The organism is Limnohabitans sp. DM1, from assembly GCF_001269385.1.
Classification (GTDB): domain Bacteria; phylum Pseudomonadota; class Gammaproteobacteria; order Burkholderiales; family Burkholderiaceae_C; genus Limnohabitans_A.
In genome coordinates this window covers 1-17,732 of sequence record NZ_CXOO01000024.1, presented here as the reverse complement: position 1 = coordinate 17,732, position 17,732 = coordinate 1, and the positions used below count along the sequence as shown (strand labels likewise).

Sequence of the window (17,732 nt, the reverse complement as noted above, 5' to 3'; positions counted from 1 at the left end):
GCTTTGGTTGGGCTAAGACTGTGGGCCACATGCGCCAGGTGTTGGTGCGAGGTTTGGAGAAAGTCGATCAGATGTTTGTGCTGACGATGACGGCCTACAACCTCACGCGACTGCGCACGCTGGAACAGGTGCGTCTGCAAGGTGCCCGATGAGCGAAAAAAGCAGGGATAGGTGCGTCAAAACGCGGTTTTGAAGCGTTCCAAACCACTGGAATTTCAAAATGCGAAATGAAAATCTGAAAATGCATCTTCGGGGCAAGGTGGCCCCTCTGAATCGTTGAGTATTTCAGCAGCCTGTTAAGCGTGCCCAGCGGTGCCGTTGCCGGGCGTCAACGTTTGGGCGAAGAGCCTTTGGCACATTTGTTTCGCCTGCTTTGTCAGGGGTGGACAGCCTGCGAGTGCATCTGTCAGCGCGTGCTGGGCCTGCGCCTTCTGGCCGTTGATGGCGTTGTCTGGGCGACACCCGATACCCCAGACAACCGTTTGGCCTTGGGCAGCAGCAGCAATCAACATGGCTCGGGTGGGTGGCCTCAAATTCGAGCAGTCTGCCTGATGGATACGTACAGTCATGAGTTGCTCGATGCACGCATGGGCGCCATGAGTCAGGGCGAGCTGACGCTGGCAGCAGATTTACAAAACATCGATCAGTCCCTGACCGTGTTTGATCGGGCCTACTTCTCGGCAGCCTTTTTGCTCAACTGGCAGTCGCAGGGACAAGACAGGCACTGGCTGATGCGAGCCAAAGACAACTTGCGCCACGAAGTGATCGTCCAATACGATGAGCATGACTGTTTGGTCAGCATGCCAGTGTCGCCGACTGCCAGAAAGATCGATCCGCAATTGCCAAGCCATTGGCAAGCCCGTTTGATTGAGGTGCAGCTGGGTGGGCGCAAGCGCCGGTTCATCACATCGCTGACGGATGCGAGTCGCTATCCGGCCAAAGAACTGGCCAAGCTGTACATGCAGCGCTGGGAGATTGAGTTGGGATTTCGGGAGATCAAGCACTCATTGCAAAGTTCGCAATGGACGCTGCGCAGCAAACAGCCGCAGCTGGTGCGACAGGAGCTGTGGGGCGTGCTGATTGCATATACGTTGTTGCGCAGATTGATGCGCCAGATGGCTGCACACGTGAGGGTGGAGCCATTGCGTATGGGCTTTCACGTTGCGAGTATGGCCATCATTGATCTGTTGCGTTTTGCGCCCCTGGAGTCGGCTGGGACGTTGCCCAAACGGTTGCAGCTGTTGTTTGACCAGGCACATTTATTTGTTTTGCCGCCAAGGCGTAAACGTTCATACCCTCGGGTTGTAAAAACAAAGGCAGCCAAATAATACCCAGCAAAAATGCCAGTCAGCTCTTAACTGACTGGCATTAGCCCTCGGGCCGTTTTTTGCTACCTTGTTGCGTCTTACTTTGTGGGTGTTTTCCGTCTGAATCCATCGGTATCTGACCCACCGCGAGTCAGCTCACGCTGACTACGCGCCAGCGCTCGACGATCTGAGTGTTTCGCTCCAACTTCTGCTGCGGGAATTAAATTTCCAGCATGGGCCGATTCAAGCCCCCCGCGAACCTGATGACAAAACCAGACGCCATGAGCGCGCAATCAGCGTGCCGATTGCCTTGCGTAAGCCTCTAACTCCAACGGCGACCGGGCATAGCCCATCATTTCCAATTCCGCCAGATAACGTCGCAAAAAAGCTTCTCGCCCCAAACGATCGTGCTGAGCAACATGCACCAATTCATGCGCAATGACCGTCGGGTTATCCGCCAATTTGGGCTTGAGCATGATGGCATATCCCATGGCACGCCCACCTTCCAATGCCCCACCCAAACCCAATTTCTCGGCCTCAGTGGCCAATTCGTGATTCGATGGCATTGGGAATTTTTCAAGCACCACAATTCGAACATTTTCGGGAAACTTCACACCCAAGCGTTGTGCAAGCGCCTTCTCTTGATTCGAAAGCATGCGCCCCTGCGCAAGCAGCTGGCGCTCAACCTCTTCGTACCACGCCAAAGTCAGGGGATAAAACCTGTCCAGCTTGGCCTGCACAGCTCTGGGCGGCTGATCCAAAGCACGCAACTCAGTTTCACTGGGTTTACGCACCACCATGCAGGCCGTCACAACGCCACACAACACCAGCAAGAATAGGCGTTTGGTTAATTGATAAATTGGTATTGCTTGCATCCGATTTCCTGAAATTAATTAAAAAGAAATCATAACTGCACTGCCAAGCTGAAAAATGCCATCTCTTGCAGCAAGCGCTGAACGCGCAGACAACACGCAGCGCCGGGTTGGGGCCTGAGCGGATCGGCCGATTTGGCGAGCGAAGCGAGTATGAGGCCGACCGCTCAGGCCAAAATACGGTGCGGCAAACCACCACGAACCCAAGTCTCAAATCACCACAGGCTCAGGCTCGAGCCGAATCCCAAACCGCTCGTACACGCTGGTCTGTATCGCCTTGGCCAGCGTCATCACCTCACCACCCGTGCAAGGGTTCTCGCGTCCACCCCGGTTCACCAGCACCAAAGCCTGCTTTTCATAGACGCCGGCGTGGCCCACGGTCTTGCCTTTCCAGCCGCAGGCGTCAATCAGCCAGCCCGCAGCCAGCTTGATCGTGCCGTCGGCCATGGGGTAGTGCACCACCTTGGGGTCGCGGGCGATGATGTCGGCGCACTGCTCAGGGGTTACCGTGGGGTTCTTGAAGAAGCTGCCAGCGTTGCCGATCACAGCCGGGTCGGGCAGTTTGGCGCGGCGAATGGCCACGATCCAGTCAAAAATCTGCCGGGCATCGGGGCTGTGGATGCCCGTCTCGGCCATCTTGCGCTCCAGATCCAGGTAGCCCAGCTCGGGCTTCCAGCGCTTGGGCAGCGCAAAGCGCACCCGCAAAATCACCGCACGGCCTGCCAGGCCCAGACCTTCCGGGCCGCCTGAAGCGTGTTTGAACACCGAGTCGCGGTAGCTGAATCCGCATTGCGCGGCGTTCAAGCTGAACATCTCTGCGGTGAACATGTCCATGGCGTCCAGCGAATGGAACCTGTCTTGCAGCTCCACTCCATAGGCACCAATGTTCTGGACGGGTGAGGCGCCTACGGTGCCTGGAATCAGGGCCATGTTTTCCAGACCGGGGTAGCCGTTGTCCAGTGTCCAGGCCACCAGCGCGTGCCAGTTGACGCCCGCGCCCGCCTCGATGACCCAGTGCTTGTCGGTCTCACTTGCCAGGCGAATGCTGGGCACCTCCATCTTGAGCACCAGCGCCTTGACGTCGCCCGTCAAAACGATATTGCTGCCGCCGCCCAGCACCTGCCTGGGCAAGGTGGCCAATTGGGGGTCGGCCAGCACGGCCCGCAGGTCGGCTTCTGAGTGCACACGCACCAAAGCTTGGGCCTTGGCGGCGATGCCGAAGGTGTTGTACGGCTGCAGAAGGACATTTTTCTCAAGGAACATGGGAGAATTGTCGCATTCTCAACCTTCGGATTTTTACCGCCATGCCCTCGTTTGATACCGTTTGCGAACCCAATATGGTCGAAGTGCGCAACGCCGTTGACACTTCCGCCAAAGAAATTGGCACCCGCTTTGACTTCAAAGGCACCTCAGCCAACATCGAACTCAAGGACAAAGACATCACCATGTTCGGCGACGCCGATTTTCAGCTCACGCAGGTCGAAGACATCCTGCGCAACAAGCTGACCAAGCGCAATGTGGACGTGCGCTTTTTGGACATTGGCAAGGTCGAAAAAATCGGCGGCGACAAGGTCAAGCAGGTGATCAAAGTGAAAAACGGCATCGAAACCGAAGATGCCAAGAAAATCACCAAGTTGATCAAGGAAAGCAAGCTCAAGGTGCAAGCCTCTATCCAGGGCGATGCCGTGCGCGTCACGGGCGCCAAACGCGATGACCTGCAAGCGGCCATGGCCCTGCTGCGCAAGGACATGACCGAGCTGCCGCTGTCGTTCGACAACTTCCGCGATTAAGGTCAATCGCTTGCAGGGCAAGCGCCCACAGAGAGCGACCCTCAAAAGCCTGATGCGTCAGGCTTTTTTTGCGCCCAATTTCGACTCGGTGCCCGCCAGCAGGCGGTTGATGTTTTCGCGGTGGCGCCACACCAAAAGCAGCGCCATGACCGACAGGCACAGCACCTCGGCCCCCACTGCGTTCCAAGCTGCACCATCACCAAACAGGTAAAACACCGGCGCAAACACCGCCGCCACCATGGATGCCAGCGAAACATAGCGGCTGAAAAACACCACGATGGCAAATGTGCCCACGGTGGCCAGCGCCAGCAGACCGTTCACACCCACCAGCACACCCACGGCCGTGGCCACGCCCTTGCCGCCTTTGAAACCAAAGAACACCGGGTACAGGTGCCCCAGAAAAGCCGCCAGCCCCGCCAAGGCCGCTGCGCCAGCGCCCAAGCCGTAGGGCTGCCCAAAGGTCAACACAGCCGCCACGGGCAACCAGCCCTTCAGCGCGTCCAACAGCAGGGTCAGGATGGCCGCCTTTTTGCTGCCCGAGCGCAACACATTGGTGGCACCGGGGTTTTTGCTGCCGTAGCTGCGAGGGTCGTTCAGGCCCATCAGGCGGCTGACAATCACAGCAAAACTGAGCGATCCGACCAGATAACTGGCCAGCACCGTGCCCACTTGAATCCACAACTCCATCACGGTCTCCCTTGTTTTTGAATTGGCGTCATTCTGCCAGCGCGCAGTTCACCGGCTGGGCGTCCAGCAACTGCACACACACCTGCGGGTCAATGCCCACCAGATAACCGCGCCGCCCGCCGTTGATGCAGATGCGCGGCAGGGTCAGGATGGTTTCTTCGATGAACACCGGCATGGCCCGCCGCGTGGCAAAGGGCGAGGTGCCACCCACCAGATAACCACTGTGGCGGTTGGCCACCTCGGGGGCGCACGGCTCGATGGATTTGAGCCCCACTTGCCGCGCCAGGTTTTTGGTCGACACCTTGCGGTTGCCATGCATCAGCACCACCAGCGGCTTGGCGTCCTGGTCTTGCATGATCAAGGTTTTGACCACGGCAAACGGGTCCATGCCCAGCACTTGCGCGCTGTGCTGGGCACCGCCGTGCTCCAGGTATTCGTAAGGGTGCTCGGTGAACGCCACCCCGTGCTGGCGCAACAGCGCCGTGGCCGGGGTTTCACTGACTTTGTCTTTTTTGGCCATGCGCCCGCGCCCCGCTCACAGGGACGGATCGCGGATTTCCCAGCGGATCTGGTCAATGGCCTGGAGCACCTCGGGCGAGAGCTGCACCGACCAGGCGGCCAGGTCTTCGTCCAGCTGCGCCACCGAGGTCACGCCGATGATGGTGCTGGTCACGTTCCAGCGGTGGTAGCAAAAGGCCAGGGCCATTTCGGTGGGCGTCAGGCCGTTGTCACGCGCCAATTGGTTGTAGCGGCGTGCTGCCGCCAGGGACTCGGGGCGCGACCAGCGCTGCTTGCGCACCGACTCGTAACGGGACACGCGGCCATCGGGGGCACCGGGGCCTTCAAAGCCGGTTTCGTCGTACTTGCCCGTGAGCAAGCCAAATCCCAGCGGCGAATAAGCCAGCAAGGACACATTCAGGCGGTGACAGGTCTCGTCCAAACCGTTGTCGTACACCCGGTTGACCAGCGCATAGGGGTTTTGCACGGTGGCCACGCGTGGCAAGCCGTGCTGCTCGGCCAGGCGCACGAATTCGTGCACGCCGTAGGGCGTTTCGTTGGACAGGCCGATGTGGCGCACCTTGCCCGCCTTGACCAGCTGAGCCAAGGCTTCGAGCTGCTCGTGGATGGAGGTGGCCGACTTGTCCTTGCTCGGGTCGAAATAATGGAAACCCAGCGCCATCACATGGCGCTCGGGCCAGTGGATCTGGTACAGGTCAATCACATCGGTCTGCAGTCGGCGCAAACTGCCTTCGCACGAGGTCAGTATGTCTTGCGCCGTCATGCCCGCCCCCTCGCGTACCCAAGGCATGCTTCGCGAGGGACCCGCCACCTTGGTGGCCAGCACCAGTTTCTGGCGGGCGCCGGGGTTCTTGGCAAACCAGTTGCCAATGTAGGTTTCGGTCAGGCCACAGGTGTCGGCCGTGGCGGGCACCGCGTACATCTCGGCGGTGTCGATGAAGTTGATGCCAGCGGCCAAAGAGCGGTCAAGGATGGCGTGGGCGCCCTCTTCGCTCACTTGCTGACCAAAGGTCATGGTGCCCAGACATATGGGGGTCACCTGCAGATCGGATTGGCCGAGTTGGACAAGTTTCATGGGGTTCCTGTGAAGTTTTTTTGTTCGATCACTGCGGGTACACGGTGCGCCCGGGCAAGCAGTTGGGAGCCAAGCCACCTGGGTGGACCTTATGCAGTGGGCCTTATTTTGTCATGCCCACCGTCAGACCAAGCGCTGATGGTGATCGATTCGGCCCCATGAAGACGGCGGTGTATTGCAAGTGGGGAGGATTTTTTAGGAGCTTGCCCTGCAAGCGAAAAGCCTGTGGTCCACAAACGTCTAATCGCCAGCAGGGCTGGCTCCCACAAGGTGCAAGTTGGAAGCCGCCATGCAAACTTCACAGGGCCGAATCCATAGCGCCCGTGGCCCTCGCCTCCTCTTGCAAGCGCAGCACGCGGCGCTGCACCTTGCCGGTGGTGGTCATGGGCAGTTGGTCGATGAACTCGATTTCCTTGGGGTACTCATAGGGGGCGAGCAAGGCGCGCACATGCAACTGAAGCGACTGGCGCACCTCGTCCTCGAACTTTGCACTGCTGGCCGCAAATGAGCGCTGCGCCAACGCGTCGGGCGACAGCACCACATAAGCCTTGACCAACGCCCCCCGGTCCTTGTCGGGTTTGGGCACCACAGCGGCGTTGGCCACGGCCGGGTGCTTGACCAGGCAGTTCTCAATCTCGCCCGGCCCGATGCGGTAGCCCGCCGCCTTGAACATGTCATCGGTGCGGCCTTGGTACCAGAGGTAGCCGTCTTCATCGCAGACTGCCATGTCTCCCGTGCGGCACCAGTCGCCCGTGTATTTGGCCTGGGTGGCTTTGTCGTTATTCCAGTAGCCCAAAAAGAACACCGGGTCGGGGTGGCCATGCACGTCAAAGCGGTTCACCGCCACTTCGCCGGGCGTGCCTGCGGTGCAAATCTCGCCCGCCTCGTCGATCACCGCCACTTGGTGGCCCGGGTAGCCCTTGCCCATGCTGCCGGGTTTTGCGGGCCACAGGCGGGCGCAGTTGCCCACCACGTAGTTGATCTCGGTCTGGCCGAACATCTCGTTCACCGTCACGCCCAGCTGCTGCTGGCAATAGGCAAACACCGCGTCACCCACCGCCTCGCCCGCACTCATGATCGCCTGCAGCTGGAGGCGGTAGCGAGTTTTCGCATCAGGCACGGCCTTCATCATGGCCTTGAGCGCGGTCGGGAACAAAAAGGTATGCGTGACGCTGTGGCTTTGCAAAATCTCGAACGCCACCTCGGGTGAAAAACGCCCGTTGAAGGCCACGATGGGCCGGCCAAAGTACAGGCTGGGCAGCAGCGCATCCATCAGCCCGCCCGTCCAGGCCCAGTCCGCAGGTGACCAGAACACGGCTTTAGAGGGGCGCTCGGCTTTGAAAGGGTCAAAGCCAAACCAGTTCTGGCTGCACACAAAACCCGTGAGGTTGCCGATCATGGCGCGGTGCGGGATCAATGCCCCCTTGGGGTTGCCGGTGGTGCCGCTGGTATAGATCAGCACGGCGGGGTCTTCGGCGCGAGTGCTCACGGGCTTGAACCGGCCTGACTCGGCGGCCAGCGCCGTGTCGTAGTCCAGATCGGCCTGCACGGCGGCCTGGCCCACGCCAATCAGCGTCTGCAAGCCCGGGCAGTCGGGCCGCGCCTGCAGCACCGCCGCCACCGCAGCCTCGTCGCAAATGGCCACCAGAGCCTGGCTGTCGTTGATGCGAAAAGACAGCGCCTCCGGGCCAAACAGCATCGACAACGGCATGGCCACCGCGCCCATTTGCAGCACCGCCATGTAGGCCACGGCGGTCTCAAAGCGCTGGGGCATGACGATGGCCACCCGATCACCGCGCTGCACGCCCAGCCGCATCAAAACCTGGCTCAGGCGGTTGGCCGCCTGCTGCAACTGGGCAAAAGTCCACTGCCGCGCGAGTGCGCCCTGCACATGTTCGCGCACCGCCACGCGGCGGGCGGCATCTGCTTGTGCAGCCCAACGCCCAGAACACACCTGCGCAATGTTGAAGTTTTGAGGCACCGTCCAGCCAAAACCCTGGTGCACGCTGGCGTAACGGTCATGGGTGCGACTCTTTTTCATGATTTGTCTCCGTATGATTGGGCTCTTATGTACCAAGTTTTAAGAGAATCCACGAGCACTTTTGTGTCACTGCGCGGCTGCCGCTACCACGTACGCCACTGGGGCAACCCCGCTGGCTCGGCCACACCGCTGGTGCTGGCCCACGGCTGGATGGACGTGGCCGCCTCCTACCAATTCATGGTCGAGGCCTTGAGCGAAGCCTTTGTCCAACAGCGCCCCATCATCGCCTTTGACTGGCGCGGCTATGGCCTGACCGAATCACCTCCCACCGACAGCTACTGGCTGCCCGACTACTTGGGCGACCTGGACGCGCTGCTCGACCACTTCTACCCTGGGCAAGCGATCGACCTGGTCGGCCACAGCATGGGCGGCAATGTGGTGATGATGTACACCGGCGCCCGCCCCGAGCGGGTGCGCCGCTTGGTCAACCTCGAAGGCTTTGGCCTGGCCGTGGCGCACCCCGCACAAGCACCCGGGCGCATGGCCAAGTGGTTGGACGAACTCAAGGCGCAACGCGAAGGCCGCAACGAACTCAAACCCTACGCCGATGCCGCCGGTGTGGCCGCCCGCCTCATGAAAACCAACCGCCGCCTGCCACAGGGCAAAGCCGACTGGCTGGCGCAGCACTGGGCCAGCCAAGGCGCAGATGGCCAGTGGCGTATCCTGGGCGACTCGGCCCACAAGGTGACCAACCCCTACATCTACCGGGTCGAAGAAGCCCTGGAAATGTACAAACGCATCACACCGCCCCTGCTGGCGGTCGAGGCCTCTGACGACTCGCTGAGCCAATGGTGGAAAGGCGCTTACACCCTGGCTGAATATCACGAACGCCTGAAAGCCGTGCCTCAGGTGCGGCTGGAGGTCATCCAGGACGCGGGGCACATGATGCACCACGACCAGCCCGAGGCGCTGGCGCATTTGCTGGAAGAATTCCTGGCCTGAAGCTGTGCAGCGGTTTGCCTGCCCGCCCTGACGGCTTGCACCACATTGACCGCACCGCTTGCAAGTAACGCACCACAAGCTGATGCAACGAAATGAGCTCACCAACGAACGCGGTTGATGGCTCGGTGAGCCACTAAAATCATCACTTTGTTTGTCTGGGAGTTCAGGGTGCGATTGATCACAACTTGGGGTTTAAGCCTGTTGTTAATGCTGAGTGCCGTTGCAGCACAAGCCGAACCCAACCGTTACTACTGCCCGGACTTTCTGGCTGTGCAAGGCGCACCAGAACCCACTCACAAAGGTGAGTTCACCTTCTCCCCGTTCACGCACCACTTCAGCTCCAGCCCCGATCACAAACCTGTGGTGATGGTCGCAGTGGACGAGCAACTGCCCGGTGGGCGCCTGTGCGGCGTCAGTTTTTTCAGCAATTCCTTTGGTCAGCCCACGGTCTATGTGTACGCTGGCCAACAATTCAACGGTTTGCTGGGCAATCCCAACGTTTTCCTCAAGGTCACTGGCGGCATGCTTTACGGCTACGTCGGCAAGTACCAAAACAAAGTGCCCTTGAACAACAACGGTTTTTCGCCCGCCGTGATCCCGTCCATTGGCTACAACTTCAATGAACACGATTCGGTGCAAATGAAACTGCTGGGCACTGCGGGCCTGATGTTCTCCTACGGACGCAAGTTTTAAAGTCCTGCGCCGCCAAGGCCCAAGAGGCAAGTCATGAGAAAATCGACGGTTTACTGAACCGTATAGAAGAGAATCCTCATGGACGCAGAACACATCAACCAAATCGGCGCAACCCTCACGGACCTGAGCGCCAGGACCCAGGAATTACGGGGGTATCTTTGACTACGATGCCAAATCTGAACGGCTGAGAACCGTCAACGCATCGCTCGAAGATCCCACGGTCTGGAACGACCCCAAAAAAGCCCAGGAGCTGGGCAAAGAAAAAAAAGCCCTGGACGGCGTGGTGGTGACCATCACCAACCTGACCAGCGAGTTGGCCGACAACCTCGAGCTCTTTGAGATGAGCAAGGAAGAAGGCGACGATGCAGGTCTGCAAACCATCGAAGCCGAAGCCGCCAAACTGGCCAAGCTCGTGGAAGACCTCGAATTTCGCCGCATGTTCCGCCACGAGGCCGATCCGCTCAACTGTTTCATCGACATCCAGGCCGGCGCAGGCGGCACCGAAGCCTGCGACTGGGCCAGCATGCTGCTGCGCCAGTACCTCAAATACGCCGAACGCAAGGGCTTCAAAGCCACTGTGGAAGACGAAACCCCGGGCGACACCGCGGGCATCAAGGGCGCGACCATCAAGATCGAGGGCGAGTACGCCTTTGGCCTGCTGCGCACCGAAACCGGCGTGCACCGTTTGGTACGCAAGAGCCCTTTCGATTCGTCAGGCGGCCGCCACACCTCGTTCGCTTCGTTGTTTGTTTATCCCGAAATCGACGACTCGATCGAGATCAACATCAACCCGTCGGATGTGCGCACCGACACCTTCCGTGCCAGCGGCGCGGGCGGCCAGCACATCAACAAAACCGATTCGGCCGTGCGCCTGACGCACATTCCCACGGGCATCGTGGTGCAGTGCCAGGACGGCCGCAGCCAACACAGCAACCGTGACGTGGCTTGGCAACGCCTGCGCTCGCGCCTGTATGACTTCGAGATGCGCAAACGCATGGAAGAGCAGCAAAAGCTGGAAGACACCAAGACCGATGTGGGCTGGGGTCACCAGATCCGCAGCTATGTGCTGGACAACAGCCGCATCAAGGATTTGCGCACCAACGTCGAAATTTCGGCCACCCAAAAAGTGCTCGATGGCGACCTCGATGCGTTCATCGAAGCCTCACTGAAACAAGGCCTCTGAGCTGCTCAGACCTCAACCAAAACGGAGTTAGTGATGCGTGAAGGACAACCCACCGCGATTCACCGGGCCGCTTATGCCGCCCCGGCTTTCTGGATCGACACGGTCGATCTGACCTTTGACCTGGACCCAGCCAAAACCCGCGTGCTGAACAAGATGCGACTGCGCCGCAACCCCGATGTGGCGGCCCAGCCGCTGCGTCTGGACGGCGAAGACCTGAATTTGGCCCGCGTGCTGGTCAACGGCGGTGGCACCTCGTTCAAGATGGACGGCAACCAACTGGTGCTGGAGAACTTGCCCGAAGGTACGGACGCCTTCGATCTGGAAATCTTCACCACCTGCAACCCCGAGAAGAACACCCAACTGATGGGCCTGTACGTCAGCCAGGGCACGTTCTTCACGCAATGCGAGGCCGAGGGCTTTCGTCGCATCACCTACTTCCTAGACCGCCCCGATGTGATGGCCAGCTACACCGTCACGCTGCGTGCCGACAAGGCCAAGTACCCGGTGCTGCTGAGCAACGGCAACCTGGTCGAACAAGGCGCGCTGGAAGACGGCCCCAACGGCCCGAGGCATTTTGCCAAGTGGGTCGATCCACACAAAAAGCCCTGCTACCTGTTTGCCCTGGTCGCCGGTCAGCTGGTCGCGCGTGAGCAGCGCATCACCAGCCGCAGCGGCACCGACCATTTGCTGCAGGTGTTCGTGCGCCCAGGTGACCTGGACAAAACCGAGCACGCGATGAATTCGCTGATGGCCAGCGTGGCCTGGGACGAAGCACGCTTTGGCCTGCCGCTCGATCTGGAGCGCTTCATGATCGTCGCCACCAGCGACTTCAACATGGGTGCGATGGAAAACAAGGGCCTGAACATCTTCAACACCAAGTACGTGCTGGCCAACCCGAACACCGCCACCGACATGGATTTCGGCGGCATCGAAAGCGTGGTCGGCCACGAGTACTTCCACAATTGGACCGGCAACCGCATCACCTGCCGCGATTGGTTCCAGCTCTCGCTCAAAGAAGGTCTCACGGTCTTTCGCGACCAGGAGTTCAGCCAGGACATGGCGGGCGAGGCCAGTGCCCGCGCCGTCAAGCGCATTGAAGACGTGCGCGTGCTGCGCACGGTGCAGTTTGCCGAAGACGCCGGCCCCATGGCCCACCCGGTGCGCCCCGACAGCTACGTCGAGATCAACAACTTCTATACCGTCACCATCTACGAAAAAGGCTCCGAAGTCGTTCGCATGATGCAAACCCTGGTGGCCACGCCCGCTGACTTGCAGGGTCGTGACGGTTTTGCCCGGGGCATGAAGCTCTACTTTGAGCGCCATGACGGCCAAGCCGTGACCTGCGACGACTTTGCGCAAGCGATTGCCGACGCCAACCCTGGCTCGGCATTGGCCCAGAACCTGAGCGCTTTCAAACACTGGTACAGCCAGGCGGGCACGCCTCGCCTGCAGGCCAGCGGTGTCTACAACGCTGCCGAGCGCAGCTACACCCTGACCCTCAGCCAAAGCTGCCCCGCAACACCGGACCAGACCGACAAAAAACCTTTTGTGATCCCGGTCGCTGTTGGCCTGCTCAGCCGCGACGGTGCTGCCCTGCCCTTGCAATTGGCAGGTTCCAGCGACACGGTGATGCAGCAAACCTTGGTGCTGACCGAAGACAGCGCCAGCACCACCTTTGTCAACATCGACAGCGAACCCGTGCCCTCATTGCTGCGCGGCTTCAGTGCCCCCGTGGTGCTGGAAGATGGTTTGTCGGCCGACGACTTGCTGATTTTGTTGGCCCACGACAGTGACCCCTTCAACCAATGGGAAGCCGGCCAGCGCCTGATGCTGCAAAGCGCCTTGCAGGCCATCCAGCAAAACAAGGACCTGACGGGCCAGCCCGTGCTGTCCGAGGCCCTGGTGGCCGCTTTGCGCAATGTGCTGCGCCACCCCACGCTGGACGCAGCCTTCAAAGACTTGGCCCTCACACTGCCGTCTGAAAACTACATCGCCGACCAGCTGGACGTGGTGGACCCGCAACGCGTGCACGCCCTGCGCGAGAACATGCGCCTGCAACTGGCCACCGCCCTGCAAGCCGACTGGCAATGGGCCTGGGACGCGCACAAAGACAACGGTGCCTACACGCCCGACGCCAGATCAAGCGGCCGGCGCGCTCTGGCCGGTCTGGCCATGACCATGCTCTGCGTGGCTGCCGTGCACAGCGGCGAGGCGGTCACGCCAGGCCGCGTGTACCAGCAGTTCAAGGACGCGGGCAACATGACCGACCGCTTCAACGCCTTGTCGGCCCTGGTGGTGAGCGGCCACGCGCTGGCGCAAGACGCCTTGGCCTTGTTCCACAAAATGTTCCAGCACGAAGCCTTGGTCATCGACAAATGGTTTGCCCTGCAGGCCGGTGCCCCCGACCGTGCTGGCGACGTGTTGCCGCGTGTGCGCCAGCTGATGCAACACGCCGACTTCAGCCTGCGCAACCCCAACCGCGCCCGCAGCCTGATCTTCAGCTATTGCAGCGCCAACCCGGCAGGTTTCCACCGCGCCGACGCGGCAGGTTATGTGTACTGGAGCGAGCAGGTGCTGGCGCTGGACGCCATCAACCCGCAAGTAGCCGCTCGCCTGGCCCGCGCCATGGACCGCTGGAGCCGCCTGGCCGAGCCCTACCGCAGCGCAGCCAAAGTCGCCATTGAGCGCGTGGCCGCCAAAGCAGACCTCAGCAACGATGTGCGCGAAGTCATCAGCCGTGCGCTGAACGCCGCTTGAACCGATCAAGGAAATCCCATGAGCAAAATTTCCCTCTCCCGCTACCTGGTGGAGCAGCAACGCGACAAAGGCCACATTCCGGCTGACTTGCGCTTGTTGCTCGAAGTCGTGGCCCGCGCCTGCAAAAGCATCAGCCACGCTGTGAACAAAGGCGCTTTGGGGGGCGTGCTGGGCAGTGCCGACAGCGAAAACGTGCAAGGCGAAGTGCAAAAGAAGCTGGACATCATCGCCAACGAAGTGCTGCTTGAAGCCAATGAATGGGGTGGACACCTCGCGGCCATGGCCTCCGAAGAAATGGACAGCATCTACCTGGTGCCCAACCGCTACCCACAAGGCGAATACCTGCTCATGTTTGACCCGCTCGACGGCTCGTCCAACATCGACGTCAACGTCAGCATTGGCACCATTTTCAGCGTGCTCAAAAAGCCCGAGGGCAACCAAGGCGTGACCGAGCAGGACTTCCTGCAGCCGGGCAAGCAGCAAGTGGCCGCAGGCTACTGCGTCTATGGCCCGCAAACCACGCTGGTGCTCACCGTAGGCGATGGCGTGGCCATGTTCACCCTGGACCGAGAGCAAGGCTCATTTGTGCTCACACAAGAAAACCTGCAAGTGCCCGCCGACACCAAAGAGTTCGCCATCAACATGAGCAATATGCGCCACTGGGACGAGCCCGTGCGCCGCTACATCGACGAGTGCCTGCAGGGCAAGGAAGGACCGCGCGGCAAGGACTTCAACATGCGCTGGATCGCCAGCATGGTGGCCGATGTGCACCGCATCCTGACGCGTGGCGGCGTCTTCATGTACCCCTGGGACAAACGAGAGCCGCACAAACCCGGCAAGCTGCGTCTGATGTACGAAGCCAACCCCATGAGCTGGCTGATCGAACAAGCCGGTGGCGCCGCCACCAACGGCAAACAGCGCATCCTCGACCTGCAACCGAGCCAATTGCACGAACGCGTGAGCGTGGTGTTGGGCTCCAAAAACGAAGTTGAACGCCTGACCAGCTACCACGCGCAGGTATAATTTTTGAAGGTTAGCCGGTGTAGCTCAGTCGGTAGAGCAGCTCATTCGTAATGAGAAGGTCGGGTGTTCGATTCATCTCTCCGGCACCAGTAAACATGAGGGTCAGCAGATCAAGATCTGCTGACCCTTTTTTGTTTTCACGCCCCATGTATGCCCTGTGCAGATCTTGTCATCAGGCTCAGAACGACATCATCAAGACAGCCTATTTGACTGCTCAAAAATAGAACCTCACGCCGACATGTCTGAAATCGACCGCCTGTACCGCTACAAAACCTTGCTCAACAACCGACGGGCCATGCCGCGTCAGGACATCCTGAAAGAGCTGGAAATTTCTCCGGCCACCTTCAAGCGAGACCTGGCCAAACTGCGCGACCGGCTTAACTCGCCCATCGTGTTTGACCGCGACCTGGGCGGCTACCGGCTTGAAAAACCCGACAACGCCACCGAGCTGCCAGGCTTTTGGTTCAGGCAGGACGAAATCCTCGCGCTCATGACCATCCAGAGCATGATCGAACAGCTCAACCCAGGCTTGCTCGGCCCCAAGCTGCAGCCCCTGCGCAAGCGGCTTGACGACATGCTCACCCACCAAGGGCTCGACCCGCAACTGCTCACGCAACGTGTGCGGGCTGTGCATGCGGGCAAGCGCCACCTGCCGCTGGCGGCTTTCGAGCATGTGGCCAAAGCCACCTTCGAGCGCAAACAAGTGCGTATCCAGCACCACAACCGCCTGAGCGGCCAAACCATCGAGCGCGACATTTCACCCCAGCAACTCATCCACTACCGTGACAACTGGTATGTAGACGCCTGGTGTCATCTGCGCAAAGAATTGCGCAGCTTCTCGATCGACGCCATCCAAAACGCCACCGTACTGGACCAAGACGCCAAAGACATCGACCTGCAAGCCATGCGCCAACAGCTGGACGGCGGCTACGGCATCTTTGGCGGCAGCCCCAAAGACTGGGCCGAACTGCGCTTCAGCGCTGCCCGCGCTGGCTGGGTGCAGCACGAAAGCTGGCACCCCCAACAACAAGGCCTGCTGCACCCCGACGGCAGCTACACCCTGCGCCTGCCCTACGCCGACGAACGCGAATTGATGGGTGACATCCTGCGCTTTGGTGCAGAGGTTGAGGTGCTCAAACCCACCGCCTTGCGCCACAAGGTGCAAGCCGAAATCGCCCGCATGAGCGCGCTATACGGCCTCTGACTCGCTCTGCGAGGAACCCAGTGAAGCGGGCTGCGACATGACAAGCCCTGCAGCCTCCAGCGCCCCCGTGTAGAGATCCCGCAAATAATCGCTGGCCACACACAAGCGCAGGCACTGCAAGTGCGGCGCCATGTCCTCTGCACGCGAGAGCACCTTGGCCATGATCTGAGCCGCCAACTCGGGCGGAAACGCAAACACCCCCGTGCCAATCGCCGGCAAGGCCAGAGTGCGGATATCGTTTTGGTGCGCCCCCTGAATGGCCGCTTGCAGCGCCTGCTCCAAAATGGCTGGCGCATCGTCGTGGTGGGTGTACGAAGCCGCATGCACATGAATCACCCAAAGATTGGGCAAGTTGAAACCTGGCGTGACCAAAAATGCGCCATAGGCCAGCGGCGCAAAGGGCTTGCAATACACCTCCAGCTTGGGGCCAGCCGCGGTATGAATGGCGCCCGCCACGCCCGAGCCCAAACGCAAATTGGCATTGGCACTGTTGACCACAGCCTCCACATCGGGCTGTTTGACGATATTGCCGACAACGACTTTGATCTTCATGGTTAGACTCCTCTGAACGATCGAATCTTGAACGGCCAGAGGCTCAAGGCGTGAGCCATGCCATCCCTTTACGCCAAAAGGTCATGCCAGAATAAAACATGGCCCGAATTCACCCCAGCTTCCCACTGCACGCCCCTGCCCACCTGGGTAGCTACCGAGAACGCGATATTTTGCGCACACTGCAAGACGGTTTGCCCGATGCGTTTGACGTGTTTCACAACCTACCCTGGTCGGGCATGCAAGGCCATCAGCAAAGCTTTGGCGAATACGACTTCGTCATCGTCTCGCCCGGTGGGCAACTGCTCATTGTCGAAGTCAAAGCTGGGGACGTGAACGACAGCGAAAACGGTCTGACCAAACACTACGCACGCCAAGGCCCCAAAGACATCGGCCACCAAATGCGGCGCATGCATTCAAGTTTTCTGCAGCGCATGGACAACGGCGATCTGCCACAAGTCCATGTGGGCGCCCTGCTGGTGCTGCCCGACTTTCGCATGCAAGGCCCCATCGTCGGCTACCCGCCTGAGCGCATTGTCGATGCCACTCGGATCGATCAGCTGTGCCACACCATCCGCCAAAGCTTTGCGCCCCACACACTGCCCGCCCCCCCCGTGCCAGAATGAACTGCTACACCTTCCCCTGTTAGTTTAGAGAGCAACGATGTAGGTATGAAGATCATCAAACAACCCAAGGCACAGATGCATGCAACCGTAGATTCAGTTGAAGCAGACGCATCGCAAGCAGCCAGTAGGCACACTGTAGGCGCGCCTGTATCGGCATTGCCACTGTCACCTGGCAACAATTCTGAAGTTGTGGCCACTGCCAAACGTCGGCTCATTGCCAATGCTGACAAGCGCCGCATTGTGCTCGCCGCCGCCGCGTGCACCAAGCCCGGTGAAATTGGCGCACTGATGCGCCGCGAGGGCGTGTACTCATCTGCACTGGCCACATGGCGACGCCAATATGCGGCAGGTGAGTTGAGCGACGCGACATCCAAAAAACGTGGCCCCAAAGCCGACTCTGCCCGAGCCGAGCTCAAGCAATTGGCGCTGGTCACGCGTGAGCGCGACAAGTTGCGGGTGCAGCT

At 60.2% G+C, this 17,732-nt stretch carries 16 protein-coding genes, 1 tRNA gene and 2 pseudogenes; 12 read left to right on the top strand and 7 right to left on the bottom strand.

What is annotated here, in order from left to right; genetic code table 11:
- Both AMM33_RS21910 and AMM33_RS09595 read left to right on the top strand, forming a co-directional pair.
- Positions 1 to 152, top strand: a pseudogene (locus AMM33_RS21910) (IS5/IS1182 family transposase); the annotation flags it as partial.
- A gap of 150 nt (positions 153 to 302) precedes the next feature.
- Positions 303 to 1,328, top strand: a complete 1,026-nt coding sequence (locus tag AMM33_RS09595; protein ID WP_194945360.1) for an IS4 family transposase — start codon at positions 303 to 305, stop codon at positions 1,326 to 1,328.
- 272 nt (positions 1,329 to 1,600) lie between these two features.
- Here AMM33_RS09595 and AMM33_RS09590 read toward each other — a convergent pair whose 3' ends face one another.
- Both AMM33_RS09590 and murB read right to left on the bottom strand, forming a co-directional pair.
- The gene (locus AMM33_RS09590) at positions 1,601 to 2,182 is read right to left on the bottom strand and encodes a hypothetical protein (RefSeq protein ID WP_194945359.1); all 582 of its coding nucleotides are present in this window, start codon (positions 2,180 to 2,182) and stop codon (positions 1,601 to 1,603) included.
- A 207-nt stretch (positions 2,183 to 2,389) separates the two neighbouring features.
- The gene (gene murB / locus AMM33_RS09585) at positions 2,390 to 3,442 is read right to left on the bottom strand and encodes a UDP-N-acetylmuramate dehydrogenase (protein WP_090140779.1); all 1,053 of its coding nucleotides are present in this window, start codon (positions 3,440 to 3,442) and stop codon (positions 2,390 to 2,392) included.
- 41 nt (positions 3,443 to 3,483) lie between these two features.
- Here murB and AMM33_RS09580 point away from each other — a divergent pair, with 41 nt between their 5' ends.
- Entirely contained in the window at positions 3,484 to 3,969 is a 486-nt protein-coding gene (locus AMM33_RS09580; protein ID WP_090140777.1) for a YajQ family cyclic di-GMP-binding protein, read from the top strand.
- Between the two features lie 57 nt (positions 3,970 to 4,026).
- On the opposite strand, the gene plsY is transcribed toward AMM33_RS09580, so the two are convergent.
- From plsY to AMM33_RS09560, 4 genes are all read right to left on the bottom strand, one after another.
- The gene (gene plsY / locus AMM33_RS09575) at positions 4,027 to 4,656 is read right to left on the bottom strand and encodes a glycerol-3-phosphate 1-O-acyltransferase PlsY (RefSeq protein WP_090140775.1); all 630 of its coding nucleotides are present in this window, start codon (positions 4,654 to 4,656) and stop codon (positions 4,027 to 4,029) included.
- Positions 4,657 to 4,684: 28 nt separating this feature from the next.
- Positions 4,685 to 5,176, bottom strand: a complete 492-nt coding sequence (locus AMM33_RS09570; RefSeq protein WP_090140774.1) for an aminoacyl-tRNA deacylase — start codon at positions 5,174 to 5,176, stop codon at positions 4,685 to 4,687.
- A gap of 15 nt (positions 5,177 to 5,191) precedes the next feature.
- Entirely contained in the window at positions 5,192 to 6,250 is a 1,059-nt protein-coding gene (locus AMM33_RS09565; protein ID WP_090140772.1) for an aldo/keto reductase, read from the bottom strand.
- A gap of 298 nt (positions 6,251 to 6,548) precedes the next feature.
- Complete coding sequence (locus AMM33_RS09560) at positions 6,549 to 8,291, bottom strand: acyl-CoA synthetase (RefSeq protein WP_090140770.1); 1,743 nt, start codon at positions 8,289 to 8,291, stop codon at positions 6,549 to 6,551.
- A 27-nt stretch (positions 8,292 to 8,318) separates the two neighbouring features.
- Between AMM33_RS09560 and AMM33_RS09555 the strand changes: the two genes are divergently transcribed.
- The 7 genes from AMM33_RS09555 to AMM33_RS09525 all read left to right on the top strand — a co-directional run bounded on the left by AMM33_RS09555 (position 8,319) and on the right by AMM33_RS09525 (position 16,093).
- Positions 8,319 to 9,233 carry an alpha/beta fold hydrolase gene (locus AMM33_RS09555; protein ID WP_090140768.1) on the top strand — a complete coding sequence of 305 codons (915 nt, stop codon included), beginning with the start codon at positions 8,319 to 8,321 and terminating at the stop codon, positions 9,231 to 9,233.
- 207 nt (positions 9,234 to 9,440) lie between these two features.
- Positions 9,441 to 9,926, top strand: coding sequence for a hypothetical protein (locus tag AMM33_RS09550; RefSeq protein WP_090140767.1), 486 nt, complete (start codon positions 9,441 to 9,443; stop codon positions 9,924 to 9,926).
- A gap of 78 nt (positions 9,927 to 10,004) precedes the next feature.
- Positions 10,005 to 11,109, top strand: a protein-coding gene (gene prfB, locus AMM33_RS09545; protein ID WP_194945358.1) for a peptide chain release factor 2 whose coding sequence is annotated in 2 segments (ribosomal slippage) — positions 10,005 to 10,085 and positions 10,087 to 11,109 — 1,104 coding nt in all. Because the reading frame shifts where the segments join, the coding sequence is not laid out codon by codon here.
- 33 nt (positions 11,110 to 11,142) lie between these two features.
- Positions 11,143 to 13,866, top strand: a complete 2,724-nt coding sequence (pepN, locus tag AMM33_RS09540; protein WP_090140764.1) for an aminopeptidase N — start codon at positions 11,143 to 11,145, stop codon at positions 13,864 to 13,866.
- An 18-nt stretch (positions 13,867 to 13,884) separates the two neighbouring features.
- Positions 13,885 to 14,889, top strand: coding sequence for a class 1 fructose-bisphosphatase (locus AMM33_RS09535; RefSeq protein WP_090140761.1), 1,005 nt, complete (start codon positions 13,885 to 13,887; stop codon positions 14,887 to 14,889).
- 13 nt (positions 14,890 to 14,902) lie between these two features.
- A tRNA-Thr gene (locus AMM33_RS09530) sits at positions 14,903 to 14,978 on the top strand.
- A 149-nt stretch (positions 14,979 to 15,127) separates the two neighbouring features.
- The gene (locus tag AMM33_RS09525; RefSeq protein ID WP_090140759.1) at positions 15,128 to 16,093 is read left to right on the top strand and encodes a helix-turn-helix transcriptional regulator; all 966 of its coding nucleotides are present in this window, start codon (positions 15,128 to 15,130) and stop codon (positions 16,091 to 16,093) included.
- On the opposite strand, the gene AMM33_RS09520 is transcribed toward AMM33_RS09525, so the two are convergent.
- Complete coding sequence (locus AMM33_RS09520) at positions 16,079 to 16,645, bottom strand: macro domain-containing protein (protein WP_090140757.1); 567 nt, start codon at positions 16,643 to 16,645, stop codon at positions 16,079 to 16,081. The genes AMM33_RS09525 and AMM33_RS09520 overlap by 15 nt on opposite strands.
- A 98-nt stretch (positions 16,646 to 16,743) precedes the next feature.
- Between AMM33_RS09520 and AMM33_RS09515 the strand changes: the two genes are divergently transcribed.
- The gene (locus AMM33_RS09515; protein WP_090140755.1) at positions 16,744 to 17,268 is read left to right on the top strand and encodes a nuclease-related domain-containing protein; all 525 of its coding nucleotides are present in this window, start codon (positions 16,744 to 16,746) and stop codon (positions 17,266 to 17,268) included.
- 189 nt (positions 17,269 to 17,457) lie between these two features.
- Positions 17,458 to 17,732, top strand: a pseudogene (locus AMM33_RS09510) (helix-turn-helix domain-containing protein); the annotation flags it as partial.

Bases quoted from the DNA above. Each gene is read 5' to 3' on its own strand.
- AMM33_RS09580 (WP_090140777.1), top strand. From the start codon at position 3,484: ATGCCCTCGTTTGATACCGTTTGCGAACCCAATATGGTCGAAGTGCGC.
- AMM33_RS09570 (WP_090140774.1), bottom strand. From the start codon at position 5,176: ATGGCCAAAAAAGACAAAGTCAGTGAAACCCCGGCCACGGCGCTGTTG.
- AMM33_RS09560 (WP_090140770.1), bottom strand. From the start codon at position 8,291: ATGAAAAAGAGTCGCACCCATGACCGTTACGCCAGCGTGCACCAGGGT.
- pepN (WP_090140764.1), top strand. From the start codon at position 11,143: ATGCGTGAAGGACAACCCACCGCGATTCACCGGGCCGCTTATGCCGCC.
- AMM33_RS09525 (WP_090140759.1), top strand. From the start codon at position 15,128: ATGTCTGAAATCGACCGCCTGTACCGCTACAAAACCTTGCTCAACAAC.
- AMM33_RS09520 (WP_090140757.1), bottom strand. From the start codon at position 16,645: ATGAAGATCAAAGTCGTTGTCGGCAATATCGTCAAACAGCCCGATGTG.
- AMM33_RS09550 (WP_090140767.1), top strand. From the start codon at position 9,441: ATGCTGAGTGCCGTTGCAGCACAAGCCGAACCCAACCGTTACTACTGC.
- AMM33_RS09565 (WP_090140772.1), bottom strand. From the start codon at position 6,250: ATGAAACTTGTCCAACTCGGCCAATCCGATCTGCAGGTGACCCCCATA.
- murB (WP_090140779.1), bottom strand. From the start codon at position 3,442: ATGTTCCTTGAGAAAAATGTCCTTCTGCAGCCGTACAACACCTTCGGC.
- plsY (WP_090140775.1), bottom strand. From the start codon at position 4,656: ATGGAGTTGTGGATTCAAGTGGGCACGGTGCTGGCCAGTTATCTGGTC.
- AMM33_RS09555 (WP_090140768.1), top strand. From the start codon at position 8,319: ATGTACCAAGTTTTAAGAGAATCCACGAGCACTTTTGTGTCACTGCGC.
- AMM33_RS09515 (WP_090140755.1), top strand. From the start codon at position 16,744: ATGGCCCGAATTCACCCCAGCTTCCCACTGCACGCCCCTGCCCACCTG.
- AMM33_RS09590 (WP_194945359.1), bottom strand. From the start codon at position 2,182: ATGCAAGCAATACCAATTTATCAATTAACCAAACGCCTATTCTTGCTG.
- AMM33_RS09535 (WP_090140761.1), top strand. From the start codon at position 13,885: ATGAGCAAAATTTCCCTCTCCCGCTACCTGGTGGAGCAGCAACGCGAC.